18 protein-coding genes and 1 pseudogene are annotated in these 14,559 nt (G+C 37.4%); 9 read left to right on the top strand and 10 right to left on the bottom strand.

Features of this window, described 5'->3' with window-relative positions:
* Window positions 1–96: 96 nt before the first annotated feature.
* From QNI22_RS21040 to QNI22_RS21030, 3 genes are all read right to left on the bottom strand, one after another.
* Complete coding sequence (locus QNI22_RS21040) at window positions 97–690, bottom strand: hypothetical protein (protein ID WP_314513717.1); 594 nt, start codon at window positions 688–690, stop codon at window positions 97–99.
* Window positions 677–1,150: an RNA polymerase sigma factor gene (locus QNI22_RS21035; protein ID WP_314513716.1), complete on the bottom strand. Its 474-nt coding sequence runs from the start codon at window positions 1,148–1,150 to the stop codon at window positions 677–679. The genes QNI22_RS21040 and QNI22_RS21035 overlap by 14 nt, the downstream gene beginning before the upstream one ends.
* A gap of 597 nt (window positions 1,151–1,747) precedes the next feature.
* Complete coding sequence (locus QNI22_RS21030) at window positions 1,748–2,602, bottom strand: alpha/beta fold hydrolase (RefSeq protein ID WP_314513714.1); 855 nt, start codon at window positions 2,600–2,602, stop codon at window positions 1,748–1,750.
* A gap of 295 nt (window positions 2,603–2,897) precedes the next feature.
* On the opposite strand from QNI22_RS21030, the gene QNI22_RS21025 reads away from it, so the two are divergent.
* Both QNI22_RS21025 and QNI22_RS21020 read left to right on the top strand, forming a co-directional pair.
* Entirely contained in the window at window positions 2,898–4,292 is a 1,395-nt protein-coding gene (locus QNI22_RS21025; RefSeq protein WP_314513713.1) for an alpha-L-fucosidase, read from the top strand.
* Window positions 4,293–4,500: 208 nt separating this feature from the next.
* Entirely contained in the window at window positions 4,501–5,220 is a 720-nt protein-coding gene (locus QNI22_RS21020) for a hypothetical protein (RefSeq protein WP_314513712.1), read from the top strand.
* A 5-nt stretch (window positions 5,221–5,225) separates the two neighbouring features.
* Here QNI22_RS21020 and QNI22_RS21015 read toward each other — a convergent pair whose 3' ends face one another.
* On the bottom strand, window positions 5,226–5,774 hold the full coding sequence (locus QNI22_RS21015) for a hypothetical protein (RefSeq protein ID WP_314513711.1): 549 nt from the start codon (window positions 5,772–5,774) through the stop codon (window positions 5,226–5,228).
* A gap of 238 nt (window positions 5,775–6,012) precedes the next feature.
* On the opposite strand from QNI22_RS21015, the gene QNI22_RS21010 reads away from it, so the two are divergent.
* From QNI22_RS21010 to QNI22_RS21000, 3 genes are all read left to right on the top strand, one after another.
* Window positions 6,013–7,038: a tetratricopeptide repeat protein gene (locus QNI22_RS21010; RefSeq protein WP_314513710.1), complete on the top strand. Its 1,026-nt coding sequence runs from the start codon at window positions 6,013–6,015 to the stop codon at window positions 7,036–7,038.
* Between the two features lie 23 nt (window positions 7,039–7,061).
* Entirely contained in the window at window positions 7,062–7,565 is a 504-nt protein-coding gene (locus QNI22_RS21005) for a hypothetical protein (RefSeq protein ID WP_314513708.1), read from the top strand.
* Window positions 7,566–7,655: 90 nt separating this feature from the next.
* Window positions 7,656–8,252 carry a hypothetical protein gene (locus QNI22_RS21000; RefSeq protein WP_314513706.1) on the top strand — a complete coding sequence of 199 codons (597 nt, stop codon included), beginning with the start codon at window positions 7,656–7,658 and terminating at the stop codon, window positions 8,250–8,252.
* Here the strand turns inward: QNI22_RS21000 and QNI22_RS20995 are convergent.
* Window positions 8,249–9,169 carry a LysR family transcriptional regulator gene (locus QNI22_RS20995; RefSeq protein ID WP_314513704.1) on the bottom strand — a complete coding sequence of 307 codons (921 nt, stop codon included), beginning with the start codon at window positions 9,167–9,169 and terminating at the stop codon, window positions 8,249–8,251. The genes QNI22_RS21000 and QNI22_RS20995 overlap by 4 nt on opposite strands.
* A 96-nt stretch (window positions 9,170–9,265) precedes the next feature.
* Between QNI22_RS20995 and QNI22_RS20990 the strand changes: the two genes are divergently transcribed.
* On the top strand, window positions 9,266–9,874 hold the full coding sequence (locus QNI22_RS20990) for an NAD(P)H-dependent oxidoreductase (RefSeq protein WP_314513702.1): 609 nt from the start codon (window positions 9,266–9,268) through the stop codon (window positions 9,872–9,874).
* A 258-nt stretch (window positions 9,875–10,132) separates the two neighbouring features.
* Here QNI22_RS20990 and QNI22_RS20985 read toward each other — a convergent pair whose 3' ends face one another.
* Together QNI22_RS20985 and QNI22_RS20980 are read right to left on the bottom strand one after the other, a co-directional pair.
* Complete coding sequence (locus QNI22_RS20985; RefSeq protein ID WP_314513701.1) at window positions 10,133–10,603, bottom strand: hypothetical protein; 471 nt, start codon at window positions 10,601–10,603, stop codon at window positions 10,133–10,135.
* Between the two features lie 129 nt (window positions 10,604–10,732).
* The gene (locus tag QNI22_RS20980) at window positions 10,733–11,137 is read right to left on the bottom strand and encodes a hypothetical protein (protein ID WP_314513698.1); all 405 of its coding nucleotides are present in this window, start codon (window positions 11,135–11,137) and stop codon (window positions 10,733–10,735) included.
* A 207-nt stretch (window positions 11,138–11,344) separates the two neighbouring features.
* Between QNI22_RS20980 and QNI22_RS20975 the strand changes: the two genes are divergently transcribed.
* Both QNI22_RS20975 and QNI22_RS20970 read left to right on the top strand, forming a co-directional pair.
* Window positions 11,345–11,476 carry a hypothetical protein gene (locus QNI22_RS20975; protein WP_314513696.1) on the top strand — a complete coding sequence of 44 codons (132 nt, stop codon included), beginning with the start codon at window positions 11,345–11,347 and terminating at the stop codon, window positions 11,474–11,476.
* 21 nt (window positions 11,477–11,497) lie between these two features.
* A pseudogene (locus tag QNI22_RS20970) lies at window positions 11,498–11,656 on the top strand (ATP-binding protein); the annotation flags it as partial.
* Between the two features lie 515 nt (window positions 11,657–12,171).
* On the opposite strand, the gene QNI22_RS20965 reads toward QNI22_RS20970, so the two are convergent.
* The 3 genes from QNI22_RS20965 to QNI22_RS20955 form a co-directional block, all read right to left on the bottom strand.
* A complete protein-coding gene (locus QNI22_RS20965; RefSeq protein WP_314513694.1) occupies window positions 12,172–12,471 on the bottom strand; it encodes a hypothetical protein in 300 nt (99 codons plus the stop codon).
* 236 nt (window positions 12,472–12,707) lie between these two features.
* On the bottom strand, window positions 12,708–12,941 hold the full coding sequence (locus QNI22_RS20960) for a hypothetical protein (protein WP_314513692.1): 234 nt from the start codon (window positions 12,939–12,941) through the stop codon (window positions 12,708–12,710).
* A 58-nt stretch (window positions 12,942–12,999) separates the two neighbouring features.
* Window positions 13,000–13,284 carry a hypothetical protein gene (locus QNI22_RS20955; RefSeq protein ID WP_314513690.1) on the bottom strand — a complete coding sequence of 95 codons (285 nt, stop codon included), beginning with the start codon at window positions 13,282–13,284 and terminating at the stop codon, window positions 13,000–13,002.
* Between the two features lie 296 nt (window positions 13,285–13,580).
* On the opposite strand from QNI22_RS20955, the gene QNI22_RS20950 reads away from it, so the two are divergent.
* Window positions 13,581–14,537, top strand: a complete 957-nt coding sequence (locus QNI22_RS20950; RefSeq protein WP_314513688.1) for a sugar phosphate isomerase/epimerase family protein — start codon at window positions 13,581–13,583, stop codon at window positions 14,535–14,537.
* The last annotated feature ends 22 nt before the right edge of the window (window positions 14,538–14,559 follow it).

The following is a 14,559-nucleotide window of genomic DNA, read 5'->3' as shown; positions in this document are numbered from 1 at the left end:
AATTGTAAAGCACAAATATGCAAAGTATTTGAGTAAATGCTACAAGTTTAGGGTGTAACAAAGGATTACAATTCTGACTATATTCCTACTACCATGCTATTCAAATTGTCCGCAAACCTTTTCCAACTGAGTAATCATTTCATTGGTTTTGGATTGGTGTTTCGCAATCTGCTTCGGACGAATATAAAACCAGTTAAAGGCAATCCATATCGCTGTTACGGATGCTGTTATGATACGGGGAATCATGCCCATTCGCATAATAAATTCAAACATATACAATCCAAGACCTATACTAAGCAGCAGAAAATAGAACGACATAGTGGTAGTTTGTATACGTTGCAGGTTTTTTTGATATACGATCATTTGTTGTAAATACTGACGGCTATCGGTTACTTCAGACTTTTCATTGGAAAGTAGGGAGATAAGTTTACTTTGAGATATAATAACCATCACAATGCCTCCCATGATAATCACTACACCTATTCGGGTGGTAGCATAGACAGGCTCAATAAAATACCCAATAATGCCGATAAAGATAAACGTGGCTGCCAGATAGGCTATGGAGATAATATATTTCTGTTTCATTTTTCGTTGATAGGTATGTACTTTCTGATTCATTTCTTGTGCTGAGGGAAGATCTGAAGCAGGCATTTGCTGCCAGAGCTTCTTTAAATCATCAAAGTTGTCCATGGTATTTCATGATTGAGCTGAGTTTTTCTTTGATCCGGTGAATACGTACCCGAATGTTTCCTTCGGAGATGCCAATAATATCGGCAATCTGCTTCTGAGGAACCTCTTCGAGTACCAATGAGATAATCAAACGTTCGTTCTCTTCCAGTGAAGCAATACATTTATACAGAAAAGCAACTTGTTCATCCATGGTATCTGCTGGTTTTTCTTCCAGTTGCAGAGGCATTTCTGTCCGAGATTGCTTTTTTTCTTTTTTTAGTTGTCGTAAGCAGGTATTGGTAGCAATGGTAAATACCCATGTACCAACACCTGATTCGTTCCGAAAGCCGGGTAAATAGTCCCATACCTGAATAAATGTATCCTGCACCAGATCCTTGGCCTGATCCGGGTCATTGACATAACCCATACACAGGCGGTATACTTTAGGTGAATACTGGGTATAGATTTCTTCGAAGGTCATGATGGATCGTTAGCATTGGCTAATGTACAATAATTTGAATAGTGTGGTGTTTGGTAACGTTTTTAGAAAATAAGCTCTCAACATCTTGGTTCATTTTAGTCTTTCGTAGCCCCTTTCATTTTTCTTCCTACAGCTTGCTGCTTTTGTGTCAAAACACTGTGTGATAACCAAAAGAGCACTTTCCTCAATACTTCTGTTTGCATGTCCAACCCTTATCTTGTTCCATAACTTTTTCACTCTTGAGGGTGATAGGGAAAGATTTTCATTTTTTGTCCTCCTGAAAGGATCTCGTGACAAGACCGGCGGCATTTCCAACTGGAGTTTATTTGTCTCTCATAAAGCGAACATGGCTCTATTTGTCGCGAGATCCTTTCAGGAGGACAGAGGGTGCATGGTGCTTTCATGAGGGCAAAAAGAATATTCTTTCTTTATTTACAGACCTCATTTCCAGAAAAGTTATGGTACAAGATAAAGACCAGCCTCATAGAAAAAGACTCTACCCACACTACCTTCCACGATTGACTTCATCTTAACTCTTTTTGTCGCATATAGCCTTTTGAGGACTACAACAAGTAGTTGTTAAAAATAATTTTTCCTCTAGAAGTTGCTCTGGCTTAGAAATGTGCGGAGTTGGTTATAGTACCAGTCTTTGTCGTCGTACATGATGAAGTGGAGACCTTTAGTGGAGTATTCGATTCGTGCTGTTTTTAGGTTCTTATATTGGGAATTCATTGTGTCCTGATAGGCTTTGAAGCCGGCTTCCAGTAAGATCAATGAAGGGCAGGTGATGGCTGCAATCTTTTCTCGCATGTCGGTATTGGAGAAGTCGCAATAGATTTTGCCTAATGTGGCCTTATCTGATTTTATGCTCCATTGTACTACAGTTTCCAGTTTTGAGGTATCTGCTACCATAGATCGCATGGTGGTATATTGGGTCGTTTTGAAGGTTTGCGGGTCCATTTTTTCAAATTGCTGAATAAAGGCACTACAATCCGGAGTGGGTTGGCTTTGGAAGTTTGAATTGTAAATCGCTGTCAGACAAGGTAGGGCATCTACTACTACCAGTTTGCCTATTTTATCCGGATACTCAGAAGCTAACCACATGGCTGCAACACCTCCCAGACTGTGACCAACCACAATAGGCTTGTTCAACTTTTGTGTTTGTATATAGTGTCCTATTGCCTGTACCCATTCGTTCAGGCTTGGGTTAGCTTGAGGGGCTATACCTGCAAAGCCCGCAAAGGTGAATACATGTGAGGTGTAATTGGGACCTAACTGCTGAATTGTTTCTTTCCATACATCTCCGGAACAGGAATACCCTGGAATAAATAAGATGGCTTGTTTGCCTTTACCTGTAACAGTTACCTGAAATGGAGAAGTATTTTGGGCTAAGCTACTAATACCAATAGCTGTAAAAAAAGATAGAATAAGTGTGAGTGTTATTTTTTTCATGTCTGTGTTTGTTTTGTTTTTCATTTAGGGAACACGGACACCGAAATGTTACAGGAATAGTTGAAAATATTTTAACTATTTTTTAAGTGTCTAAAAATGAGTTGGTTGTAGACTGGAAGTTACTATTTATTTGGTTCTCTATGTTAGAAGATTGTATTTGTAGAAGAGAATATTGTTTTCTGCATGATTCTGTAATAACTTCTTTTCGCAAAACTTTATATAATGAGTAAGTCTGTTTGTAGAGATTCTAGTATCTTGGGACGTCGCACCATCATACAAACTATTTATTTATCCAATGAAACAAAATTCTATTTTCATCCTTCTTTTTTTCATTAGCAGTATTTTATTGAAAGTAAATGGACAGACAAAACCACAACGTTCATTAGCCGAACTTCAGCAAACCTTTGTAGATCTGCGTTTTGGTATGTTTATCCATTTTGGTATGCCTACCTATTATAACCAGGACTGGCCTGATCCGGAAGCACCCGCTTCTCTGTTTAATCCCACAAAGCTGGATGCCAATCAGTGGGCAAAAGCTGCCAAAGATGCCCATATGTCGTATGGCTGCCTGACAACCAAACATCATAGTGGCTTTTGTATCTGGGATACAAAGACTACAGACTATAGTGTGATGAAAAGTCCCTATAAAAAAGATGTAGTAAAGGAATATGTAGATGCCTTTCGTAAAAATGGAATAAAGGTGATGTTGTATTATTCCATATTGGATACACATCATAAAATACGTCCCAATGAAATAGAGCCGAAACATACAGAATTTATAAAGGCTCAATTAACAGAACTGTTAACTAAATACGGAGATATTGAAGCTCTGATTATTGATGGATGGGATGCTCCCTGGTCACGGATATCCTATGATGAAATCTCATTTGAACAGATTTATAAGCTGGTGAAAAAGCTTCAGCCCAATTGTATTCTGATGGATCTGAATGGGGCAAAGTATCCTGCTGATGGCTTGTATTATACAGATATCAAGACGTATGAGATGGGAGCCGGACAACATTTGTCAGGTGACAAAAATGAAATGCCTGCACTGGCTTGTTTACCATTGCAAAGCTCCTGGTTCTGGAAAACAAACTTCCCGACAACAGCTGTGAAAGATCCTGCCAAGCTGGTAAGTGAGACACTGGAGCCATTAAATAAAGCTAACTGCAACTTTATCCTGAATGTAGCCCCCAACCGTGAGGGATTGTTTGATGAAAATGCACTGACTGCCCTAAAAGAAATAGGAAAGATCTGGATAAATCAGGGATCTGTTGGTAAAATTAAAGCTACAGGAGCACCTATTATTTCTTCCAATCTGGCAAAAAACAAGCCATCCAATTCCAGCTGGAGTTATGATATGGATATCATGGATTTTGCCAATGACGATGATTTTCAGAGCTCCTGGCAGTCTAACCCAGAGATAAAAGAGCCCTGGTATGAAGTTGATCTGAAAACTTCTCAGGCATTTACCACTATAACTGTATTTGAACGTAAACCTAACATCAAAAAATACAAACTGGAATACTGGGCAAACGGTACCTGGAAACCATTATTTGAAGGTGAAACCCAAGGTCGGGTAAAACTACACCGCTTTACTAAAGTACAGGGAAGCAAAGTCCGGATTGTTATTCAATCCTACGAAAGTGCTCCATCCATTGCTGAGTTTGGTGTGTATAACGAGTCTTAAGAGCAACTCTTTTGAGTAGAATAGTAGAAGCCTGCCCTCTTCAAAAGGACAGGCTTCTTTACTAAGTAAAACAAGTAAAAAATATTTTTTAAAATGTCTGTAATTGCTTGATAGTGAGCTCTGAGCGTAGTTTGAATATTTTTGGATGCTGCTTTGAAGTTGGGTATCTTTAGGGTATAAAATTACAACTCTAAATCGAAGCATCCCTATGTCAAAATATCATACTAATTCAACTAGTATCCGCAAATACAGATCTGAATACTATCGCCTGAGAGCGTATGAAGCTCGTTTGAATGAGCAGCTTCATCACATGAAGAAACGAATCAGACAAATCCAGCAGGATGAAGAGCAATCTCTTGCCACTCAAGCCCTTCTTGTTGTGTTACTGGCACATGCAATCCAGCGAAAAGCCAAACTGGAAGCCCAACCAGAATCTAAAGAACGCAATAAGCAACTCAAAAAAGCGGAAAAAGAATTTAAAGAAGTCAATGCCCAGTATAAACGCAATGAATACCACCTGGCTGTAGTGGAGAAGAAAAAAGACAAAGACAACACAGCTAAGTATATCCTCAAAGAAGTCAAACGGGATGATGTGACAGTCCGTATTCAGGCCGCGTATGAGACATGGAAAAAGTTTGAACAGATCGAACAGCAGGAAGAAGCTGATTTTAATGCTTTCAAAGTGGTGCAGCTAGCTAAAAAAGAAGAGAGTACTATAGCTGTAAATCAGGTTGTTAGTCCGTTTAATACCAAAGTGCATTTATCTCCACGGATAGTTTCCCTAGTTCAATCGCACAGACAACCTCTACAAAATAACAATTCCAGACAACATGTCTGCCTGCCTGTAAGAATGCAGACTGTCACACTATCTGGAATCGGGCAATTACAAAGGAACCTGAAAAAAGCAGAGAGTAAGGTGTTTATCTAACACAACTACAGTTTGTATACCTGCCCGTTAATCCGGATTTCAGTGAAAGGCGGATTATTTTCAAAATATCCCCGGAAAAGAGAATTTCTGGATAGAATGCCTTTGCCTTTATGGAAACTAATATCAAACATTGCATTTGGTCTGCCACAAATTACACATAGATAACGGAATGTTATTTTGTCATTATCTCGCTCAATAACAGTCGGTTTTTCCGGAGTGTCCGCAATCTTTTTGCCTTGTTTCATTCTAAAGTTAGCAATGGTTTTACTGTAGCCAGGTGCATTTTCATAGGCCTGTATCAGATTGAGATCTTTGTCAATTCTGATATAAAGGTTTCCTTCTCCTCCTAGGGGAGATTTTGTATAGATCTGGTAGTATGTATGTCCATCAATGACTTTTGTATTCGTAATTTCCAGATAGTCGTTGTCATCTACTTTCCAGTAATTACCTACCTGAAGAGGAAAAAAATCAGCGCTAGCAATTGGATCAGGTTCTGTATTCTTACAGGATAGTACAATGATAGAGAGAATAGAAAAAAGTAAAATCCTTTTCATAAAGCATTCATTTGTAAAATGATGAAATCAGTATACTTTTTGAAAGGAGTTGTGTGTAAACAGGTGAAATATCAGCAGTAATATTTCTGTCGACAGATCAGAAACAGAACCTGTTAGCTAAGCTAGTAAAAAGATTGATAGTAACAAAGATGAAGTTAGTTTTTTAACATATTGGAAAATAATATATTTCATCTTAATACTACTATTGTTTAAGTATTTTGGGATCTACTATTTTTATATGGATAATTGCCTTATCCACTTTCCTGTTTTTATGTATCGCTTACGATTAGTTATTCTAGTCTGTTTATGGTGTCATCTTGCTCCCGTATATAGTCAGGATTCGCTTTCTTTTTCTTTAAAAGTTATTGAAGAATCACCACCTTTTAGTGTGGACATAAATACAACTTCCTCCTCATGGGATTTTCAAATGCCCTTTGATTATTTATCACAATCTCCGAGTAAAGAAACAAAGAAAGTTTGTCGAAAGTATAACTACTTGCTTCATAAAGAACCAGATTCACTCAATGATCAGAGATATAGTCAACTCATATATGCATTGTGGGCGGAAGACAGGCTGGAAGAAGCAGAGAAATTGTGTCTGAAAGTTATTCATTCTTCTGATCCATATTATATTGGCATACATTATTACTCAGCGGGTATTATTGGAGATACTACTATCAGGGCTTATGGTAGCTTTACTGCAGATCATAGAAATGATGCCGCTATTATTCTAACAAAGATTTGTTTGAAACAAAAAAAATTTAAGGAAGCCTATCAGTATCTGGAAGATGCTATTAAAAAATATCCGGTTAGTTATACCTGTGGAACATACTTTTGGATGCAGAAGAATGAATATGATTTTCTATATGCGAGTTGTTATGAAGGTTTAAGCCAGTATAAACAGGTATTGGAGCTATTACTTCCCGAATGTCTGAATCGCCATGATGAGATAAGTGTTCGGGTGATAAAAAAGTTATTTACACCCAAAGCTATTGCAGATAGTTTGCAGAAAGCGGAGCAATCTATGCAATTTTTTTTGGACACCTTGCCTTCTTATTTTTACAGTACACATTTTGCTACATCAGATAATGCTGAAAGAACAGATACAATTATTTTTTATTCAGGAGTAGCTACAATGACTTTGTTTGGTACATCTATTCAATTAGATGCATCTGGCATCAAAAATGGTGAACATGCCACTCGTGAATATTTTATTCGCAAGTTTAGGAAATCCAGTTTTTATGATGAATTAGACTCAGAGTAAAACTATTCAGACAACTTTATACTATGGCAAAATGTATGGTGGCAATCTTTATTGGGTTCATACTTTTGATTGTTGGTTGCCAGCAGGAAACTAAGGATACAAATGCTGCAAAGACAAATGTGCAGACAACACTCGATACAACTAAAGCAAAACTGGCAAAGTTGATTAATCTGAGTGTATTCAAGCCTGTACATGTAAAGTATCAGTACACATTTATTGATAACTCCGGGCAAAATGAACGACTGTCTGTACCAGGGCCTTCAGATAGTTATTTACAGGCTGTTTTGTATTTTGATACTGTTACATTTGATAGTTTACAAAAACGCTATCATACAATAGAATATACTTCTCCGGGTTATGGGTATCAGGAGTTTGATTTTGACTGGCTGGATGCTACAGCCAAAGAAGAGTTGCATAAAAGTGATACAAGCTATCATGGGCATAGGGACTACTTTTTTGGACTGGGGCCAACAGGAAAATTGTGGTTTCTCAATAACAAAGTTCTACTTATGAAAAGCTCGAATTAATATGTAGATATTCAGATCTTTATAGGTAGATAACTGTGTTTCTTTTTATCTTGTAGTGAATTATGGTTTTTACTCATAAACTACAATCCTATGAATCTATCTGCTACACTATCTCATCGTTTCAATTTGATACAAAGCACTGCCTACTTTATCAGAAAACATTTTCTGGTAGTCGTCAGTCTTAGCCTCATTGCTGCCTTTGGCAGAGTTATTCAATTGGGAGGATTTGGTGCAATAAGTACATGGTTGCATATCGTGCTGGAGGTTGTAATCGAATCTGCCCGTATTCTCTTATGTATATATGTATTAGGATTTGCCAATGTAAAGAATGGTCTGCTGCGTATAAAACGATTCTTTACAAGCAAAGGCAATCGCAAGCAACAATGGAGAACCGCTGTTCAAAAGTTTAAACAGCAATGGATATCCCTTGTATTCAATTTAATATTGTTTATGGTTATTGCCTGGTTTTTTAACTATCTGATAGATCAAGCCGCTTATGAAACCTGCTTTTATTTAAAATTGAAAGAAGGTGGTATTCTGGTTAGCTCTGCTTCAGAATGGACAATACTTTTGTTTTTAAAGAATTTGTCTGTAATTCCCTTTACGTTGATTTTTGAGACATTGCTATTGCTTTGGCTTACCAATAAGTTTGACAGGCTTCAGCACAATGCCCAGCCTGTATATTAATTCTCACCTTCATTCTGTAGAGGAAGCATTACTCTTTTGAATAGCTGTTTGATCCTCTCAATCTCTTCCTGATACATTGTTTTTTTGCGGGTAGCAAAATAGAGCGTATTGGTTAGTTTGGGTGATCCCTCCCATATAAGCTTGATTTGCCCATTCCTGATTTCCTCCCGACAAAGGAAGTCAGGAATGACAGCCAGTCCTTTCCCTCCGGATAAACAACGTACAATGGAATTTAAGTTAGGGACAATGTAATTGGGTCTGAAATCCGGATGCTTTTTAAAATTTAGCTGCCAGAAACGAAACAGATGTTCCATATCTCCTGTGGTTCCATACCATTTCTGTTGTATGAGCCAATCCTGCATGCCTTGTTTGTCTTTCTTTTTGACTAAGTGCTGAAAAGGCAAATCGTCTATATCCACACCGCCTACAAGTACAATCGTTTCAGATGAGAATGCTTCATGATCAATCTGAGAGGACAAGCCTTGCTGGGGCGTAATGATGAGATCAAGTATTCCTTTTTCCAGATTATCCAGCATCTCAGGATAATCACCGAACCGGATAATGACATTGAAGGGAAGTGATGAAATATATTGCTCCAATGTAATCTGAAATGTTTCAAAACACATCCCGATACTTACTGTAGGTGTATGCTTTTCTGTACTTTTCTGAAAGTTTTTTTCTGCTTCTTCTAGCTTTTGCAGAGGTTCATTGATAAAATTATAGAAGATCTTTCCTTTTTCGGTTGGTATCATTCTACGGCCTGTGCGTTCAAACAGCTTATATCCCATATAACTTTCCAGCGAGCTCAGATGCAGACTCACTCCCGGTTGAGAAATGAACAGGCTTTCAGCAGCGCCACTCAGTGTGCCGGTTTTATATATCGCTTTAAAGGTGCGGTACCATTCCAGATTTACCATAGTCAAAGTATTATAATTCTGATACGAAGGTATAATTTAAGTTATTTTACTGATATATATAACTGTAGTATTTTTGTATCAGTAAACAAAACAGATATGAAAAAGATATTCATTATAAACGGAGGGCAGTCATTTGCGCATTCAGGCGGACAGTTTAACGAAACTCTTACTGCTGTTACAGAAACATTCTTCAAAAACCAGCCTGGCTTTGAAGTAAAAACAACCCATGTAAGTGAAAAATATAATCCGAAAGAGGAAGTAGAAAAATATAAGTGGGCAGATATAGTAATTTATCATACACCTATCTGGTGGTTTCAGTTACCTCATGGATTCAAAAAATACATTGATGTTGTCTTTACAGAAGGACACAACAACGGGATTTACCGTAGTGACGGACGTTCTTCTCAGAATCCAGCTATTAACTATGGTACAGGAGGGCTATTACATGGCAAGCAGTATATGCTGACTACTTCATGGAACGCTCCCAAGGAGGCTTTTACACTACCCAATGAATTTTTCATGGAAACCAGTGTAGATGATGGCCCCTTGTTTGGTTTTCATAGAATGAATGCCTTTACAGGTATGAACCCTCTGGAAAGCTTTCATTTTCACGATGTAGAGAAAAATGCAGACATAAAACGGGATATGATAGCCTATACCCTACATCTGGAAAAGCTCTTTGTTTCGACTGAGGTGGTTAGCTAAGTATAGCTTGGAAAAGTGACAAAGAGAACAAAAGTTAACTTTAATGGTAGTAGACTGGGTAGGTGCGTAAGGATAAAAATTCCACGGATCTAGTGTTAGTTCTTTGAGTAAGCTAAAAATAAAAAAGCTAAAATTAAGAGTGACTAAGAGAACTATAAAGAAATGAAAGAAGAAGGAACTCTAATCCGTATTTATCTGAGCAGTAAAATGGCAGACGATTTGTTTTTCAATAAGACTGTCAGGAAACATACATAACAGCTAATCTTTGATACTATGCGTCCACGAGCCTCCTATGAATAGTTTTGGTCGTTTGATAAAATCTTTACCATCCTTGTTAAGTTTGATGGTATCAGATTGGTTGATTATAAAAACCTGACCAAACGTCGGGAATGCAGCTAAGAAGCGGCTTTCAATCACTGCTCCATGATTGGCTTTAAGAATGAATGAATAGGTTCTGACAACTGTATCCCAGTTGGCCATTGGAATTACAATAGGATGTAAGTAGTTATTTTTCTCCATTAAATCAAAAGTCTTTATCGAGTCTCGGATACAAAGGTTGTACTGTGACTGGCCACTATCACCAGGAAACCTGAAATTAGCTGGATAAAGGACTTGAATGGTTTTATCTTTGTTTGTCTTGTTGTGTATTGCTACACCAATGCCTGGATCACATGAATACAAACAGGATAGTAAGAGCATGATAACTCCTGCAATTTTTTTGTTTCTCATTCGTATGATATCAGTTTAAGAAAAAGAGGTTAAAAAGTAATCAAAATACTCCAGCGCCTACAGCCTTTTCAAAAGTGTAGACGCTGGGGTATTTACTTATATCCCCAATCCCTTGTATTGGAAAAAAGTTTATTTCAGAGAGCGAACAGTTACATGATCTTCTTCGCCCATTTTCCATACTTCTCCTGTAATCTGAATAGTTTCTCCCACCTTTACAGCCCGATATTGACTTGCATTTTCTTTCAGATTGGCGTGACTAACTGTCGCAAAATATGTTTTGTTGTCACTGGTTACTAGCTTGGCTGTATAACCATCCTTGCCTGGTGTTACTTCTTTTACTTCTCCCGAAATAGATTCAAGCTGGGTTTTTGTACTGTCTTCTGTGGCAGTAGAAGCTGTTGTATCCTCTACTAGTGTGGCTACTGTGTCTGCAGTCGATTCTGTTGTTGCTGTCGACTCTTCAGTGTGTGAAGCACAACTTGCAGCAAAAGCTAGCACTGCTACAAAAGACAAACTTCTGAAATACTGTTTCATAATTGGATGTGAAAAATGAAAAATAAAATAGGGTACAAAGGTATAACAAAAAACAGCTAAGTTTTTCAAATCGGGTGCTGCAAAACTCTTATATAATCTTAGGTGCTATTCCTGAGCCTTTTATCTTGCTATCTGTTCAAGTATGTTATTCTAGTCTAATTTGGTATCAAATTATCATGAGATACTTGATCTTAAAGAAACAATAACATGAATAAGAAGTTATTGTACAATCAGAACGAAGCAGGCCACATAAATCAGGAAGCAACTATTACCCTAGAAGACAATGGGCAAGGTATTGAAGATGTCTACAAAGAAAAGCTTTTACTATGTTCTTCCTAGGGGGCAGAACGAAAGGATGGATCTGGATTGGGTTTGTATATTGTTAAAAAAGTCGTAGAACAGATGGGTGGAAAGATTATGCTTAGAAGTGAGATAGATAAAGGAACGCTCTTTACTATTATTCTACCTAATCTGAAACCTGAGAGTACCGCTTCTTTATCAGGTGTCTCAGGCAAATAATTAATAATAGTAGAAGAAATAATTTATGGCAGAAAATAAAAAAAGAACCGACAATGTATCGATTCTTTTCCTTTGACTAAACAAGAGCCCTTTCACGTCTCTAAATGACTCTATTTAGCTCAATAACGTTATAATTGGATGATTGTTGTTTTAACATGCCAGACTTATAGTCTGTTAATTCTTTTTAGTGTAAGTGGTAGCGAATCAATCCAAATGGTGATTGCCAGAATTAGAGGCATTTAATGCTTCTTTTTCTGAACGGTTTTGAAATACAAGAAAACCATTTACCAATAGGAAAGATACAATAGCAGCGGCAGTCATCATAGTTGTAGTAATTAAGAGTGTTTTATAGACGTGCAAAATCTATACCAAATTTTAATACTTAATGGCGGTTGTATGAAAAGGTAACCTGTTTTCACAGGAAGAAAAATATTTTTTTGCTTCTATAACGTAAGATGTAGAGATGTATTATACTGATAGCCAGAGAAAATGATATTTTTACTTTTTATAAATTCTTATAAAGTTGGTTGTGTACCTTGTATGGCAGCCCAGGATGATAGTGGAAAAGAAACAGCAAATACACGAATAACTTCAATCTTGGGCGATGTAGTCAGATTCTGCATCTGGATAATATCGTGTAAGTCTTTTAACGCCTTTTTGGGAGTCAGGGTTTCCTTATCATGCCAAAGAGTTTTGTTGGGAAGATAATAAACTGTATTATCAGAAATAAACTGGTCTTTATATCCTTTCTTTTTTAGCTCCTGCTTAACGATTTTGTATTCCGAACTGATGTCGTAACTTATTAAGATACCCATTGTTTTGTATAGATTGAGATTCTGATTGTATTGCTATAGATTATAGAGAGACGGTTTTTATTCCAATTAAAAAAATATGCCTGTATAAAAAAAAGAGCAGATAAGGATATCTGCTCTTTTTTAATTACTCTATGTTTTAATTTACGATTACTATATGTACGTAAATAAGTCTACAAATGGATTTTTATTTACTGGAATCTGGGAAAAAAAATCCAAAATTTTATTGTAACGACTTGTTACTGACGGGAACTATCCGGATGATCGTTGCGGTCGTTTTCAGGAGCCTGTGCATTAGAAGAATGTCCATGTTTGTTGTCTCGCCAGTGATGATGTTCTTGCGAATCTTCATAACAATGATGGGGGTGATTATGCCATCTGTTCCAGTGAGCTGGACCTACAAATGCCCGCAATGTTCCGAATGTAAGGGCTGCTGCAGTAAAGGCAATCAGAAATCTTGTGCTTCTTTTCATAGTTATATCTTTTTTTTTCTGTGAATGAATAGTTTGATCTATCAGATGTGAGCCTGCTTTACATGCTTTCTGCAGGTTTGCTACGATAAAACCCGCAACGATCCTGAGAACGTTGTTTAAATGCTGTATACTCCTCGTCACTCATACTTCGAATACGATCCGTGAAATGGGTAAAGGATCTGCGATGCCCAGATGGTCCAAACCGTCTGCGGGCAAAGAGTCGGAAAAGAGCGCCAATAATTACAATGAATAATACAATGCGTAGTAAAAAGAACGGCATAAAAAAGAGTGCAGTTCCAAACAAGGCACCAAACAAAATGGATTTAAAGATTTGTGCAGTCATTTTCTTAGTTGTTTAGAAATAGATAAATAGGGTTTATATAAGAGAAGACGTAGCACATAAAAGAATTACTTTAAAAAAGGATAACTATTTTTGGCTACCCTTTACACTAGAAGTTTATGAATGAGGGAGACTGGCAGAGAGGTAAAATTGCGTGAAGGAGATAAGGTATAAAATAAACAGAAAAGTGAATCCAATTTGTACAGGTATTAATCCAAATAGTCCTATATTTAAGTCGGAATCTACTACATAAGTAAATCCCTTTCCTATTCTTTCCGCTTATTAACTATTTACCACTTATGTCACTACATCGTCGTGATTTTCTGAAGCAGTTGGGACAAGCCTCGGCTGCGGCTGCTTTCTTACCTGTATTAGGTGATGCATTTGCTGCATCTCCAAAAAAGATGTTTTTTGAGATATCTCTGGCAGAATGGTCATTGCATAAAGCAATTTTTGGAAAACAACTTTCTAACCTGGATTTTCCCGTTAAAGCAAAAAAAGACTTTGGAATTACTATTGTTGAGTATGTAAATACCTGTTTCTTTGATGGTACACACACATTTAAGGAAAATGCCACCAATCAGACGTATCTGAAAGAACTACTGATGCGCTGTAAAGACAATGGTGTACGCAACCACCTGATTATGTGTGACGCAGAAGGTAATCTGGGGGATTTGGATGATGCCAAACGGAAACAGGCTGTTGAAAATCACTACAAATGGGTAGAGGCAGCTAAATATCTGGGTTGTGCCACTATTCGTGTGAATGCTGCTGGCGAAGGTACTGCTGATGAAGTAGCGAAAGCCGCTACAGATGGATTGGGACGGCTGTCAGAGTTTGCTGCCAAGTCTAAAATCAATGTAATTGTTGAAAATCACGGGGGCTATTCTTCAGATGGGCAGTGGTTGTCTAAAGTGATGAAGGCTGTAAATATGAAGAACTGTGGTACATTACCTGATTTTGGCAATTTCTGTTTAAAATGGCAGGCTAACCATGCTGGATGCGACGAATCGTATGATCGTTACAAAGGAACAGAAGAGTTGATGCCTTTTGCTAAAGGTGTAAGTGCTAAGACCTATAATTTTGATGAGAAGGGAAATGAGAAAGATATGGATTATGCAAAATTGCTCAAAATTGTGAAACAGGCAGGTTTTAAAGGTATTGTTGGGATTGAGTATGAAGGTAGTACATTAACTGAGGAAGAAGGTATCCGTAAAACAAAAGCTTTACTGGAAAGAGTAGGGGGAACTGTATAGTTAGGATAGTAATACGATGGAA

Source organism: Xanthocytophaga agilis (assembly GCF_030068605.1).
Lineage (GTDB): Bacteria > Bacteroidota > Bacteroidia > Cytophagales > 172606-1 > Xanthocytophaga > Xanthocytophaga agilis.
The sequence above is the reverse complement of the archived record's forward strand: the minus strand, read 5'-3'. Positions and strand labels throughout refer to the sequence as shown.

Excerpts from the sequence above, each read along its gene's own strand:
- QNI22_RS21035 (WP_314513716.1), bottom strand. The coding sequence starts at position 1,150 with ATGACCTTCGAAGAAATCTATACCCAGTATTCACCTAAAGTATACCGC.
- QNI22_RS21030 (WP_314513714.1), bottom strand. The coding sequence starts at position 2,602 with ATGAAAAAAATAACACTCACACTTATTCTATCTTTTTTTACAGCTATT.
- QNI22_RS20960 (WP_314513692.1), bottom strand. The coding sequence starts at position 12,941 with ATGAAAAGAAGCACAAGATTTCTGATTGCCTTTACTGCAGCAGCCCTT.
- QNI22_RS21040 (WP_314513717.1), bottom strand. The coding sequence starts at position 690 with ATGGACAACTTTGATGATTTAAAGAAGCTCTGGCAGCAAATGCCTGCT.
- QNI22_RS20980 (WP_314513698.1), bottom strand. The coding sequence starts at position 11,137 with ATGAAACAGTATTTCAGAAGTTTGTCTTTTGTAGCAGTGCTAGCTTTT.
- QNI22_RS20990 (WP_314513702.1), top strand. The coding sequence starts at position 9,266 with ATGAAAAAGATATTCATTATAAACGGAGGGCAGTCATTTGCGCATTCA.
- QNI22_RS21015 (WP_314513711.1), bottom strand. The coding sequence starts at position 5,774 with ATGAAAAGGATTTTACTTTTTTCTATTCTCTCTATCATTGTACTATCC.
- QNI22_RS21000 (WP_314513706.1), top strand. The coding sequence starts at position 7,656 with ATGAATCTATCTGCTACACTATCTCATCGTTTCAATTTGATACAAAGC.
- QNI22_RS20965 (WP_314513694.1), bottom strand. The coding sequence starts at position 12,471 with ATGGGTATCTTAATAAGTTACGACATCAGTTCGGAATACAAAATCGTT.
- QNI22_RS21005 (WP_314513708.1), top strand. The coding sequence starts at position 7,062 with ATGGCAAAATGTATGGTGGCAATCTTTATTGGGTTCATACTTTTGATT.
- QNI22_RS20985 (WP_314513701.1), bottom strand. The coding sequence starts at position 10,603 with ATGAGAAACAAAAAAATTGCAGGAGTTATCATGCTCTTACTATCCTGT.
- QNI22_RS20950 (WP_314513688.1), top strand. The coding sequence starts at position 13,581 with ATGTCACTACATCGTCGTGATTTTCTGAAGCAGTTGGGACAAGCCTCG.
- QNI22_RS20975 (WP_314513696.1), top strand. The coding sequence starts at position 11,345 with ATGAATAAGAAGTTATTGTACAATCAGAACGAAGCAGGCCACATAAAT.
- QNI22_RS21020 (WP_314513712.1), top strand. The coding sequence starts at position 4,501 with ATGTCAAAATATCATACTAATTCAACTAGTATCCGCAAATACAGATCT.
- QNI22_RS20995 (WP_314513704.1), bottom strand. The coding sequence starts at position 9,169 with ATGGTAAATCTGGAATGGTACCGCACCTTTAAAGCGATATATAAAACC.
- QNI22_RS20955 (WP_314513690.1), bottom strand. The coding sequence starts at position 13,284 with ATGACTGCACAAATCTTTAAATCCATTTTGTTTGGTGCCTTGTTTGGA.
- QNI22_RS21025 (WP_314513713.1), top strand. The coding sequence starts at position 2,898 with ATGAAACAAAATTCTATTTTCATCCTTCTTTTTTTCATTAGCAGTATT.
- QNI22_RS21010 (WP_314513710.1), top strand. The coding sequence starts at position 6,013 with ATGGATAATTGCCTTATCCACTTTCCTGTTTTTATGTATCGCTTACGA.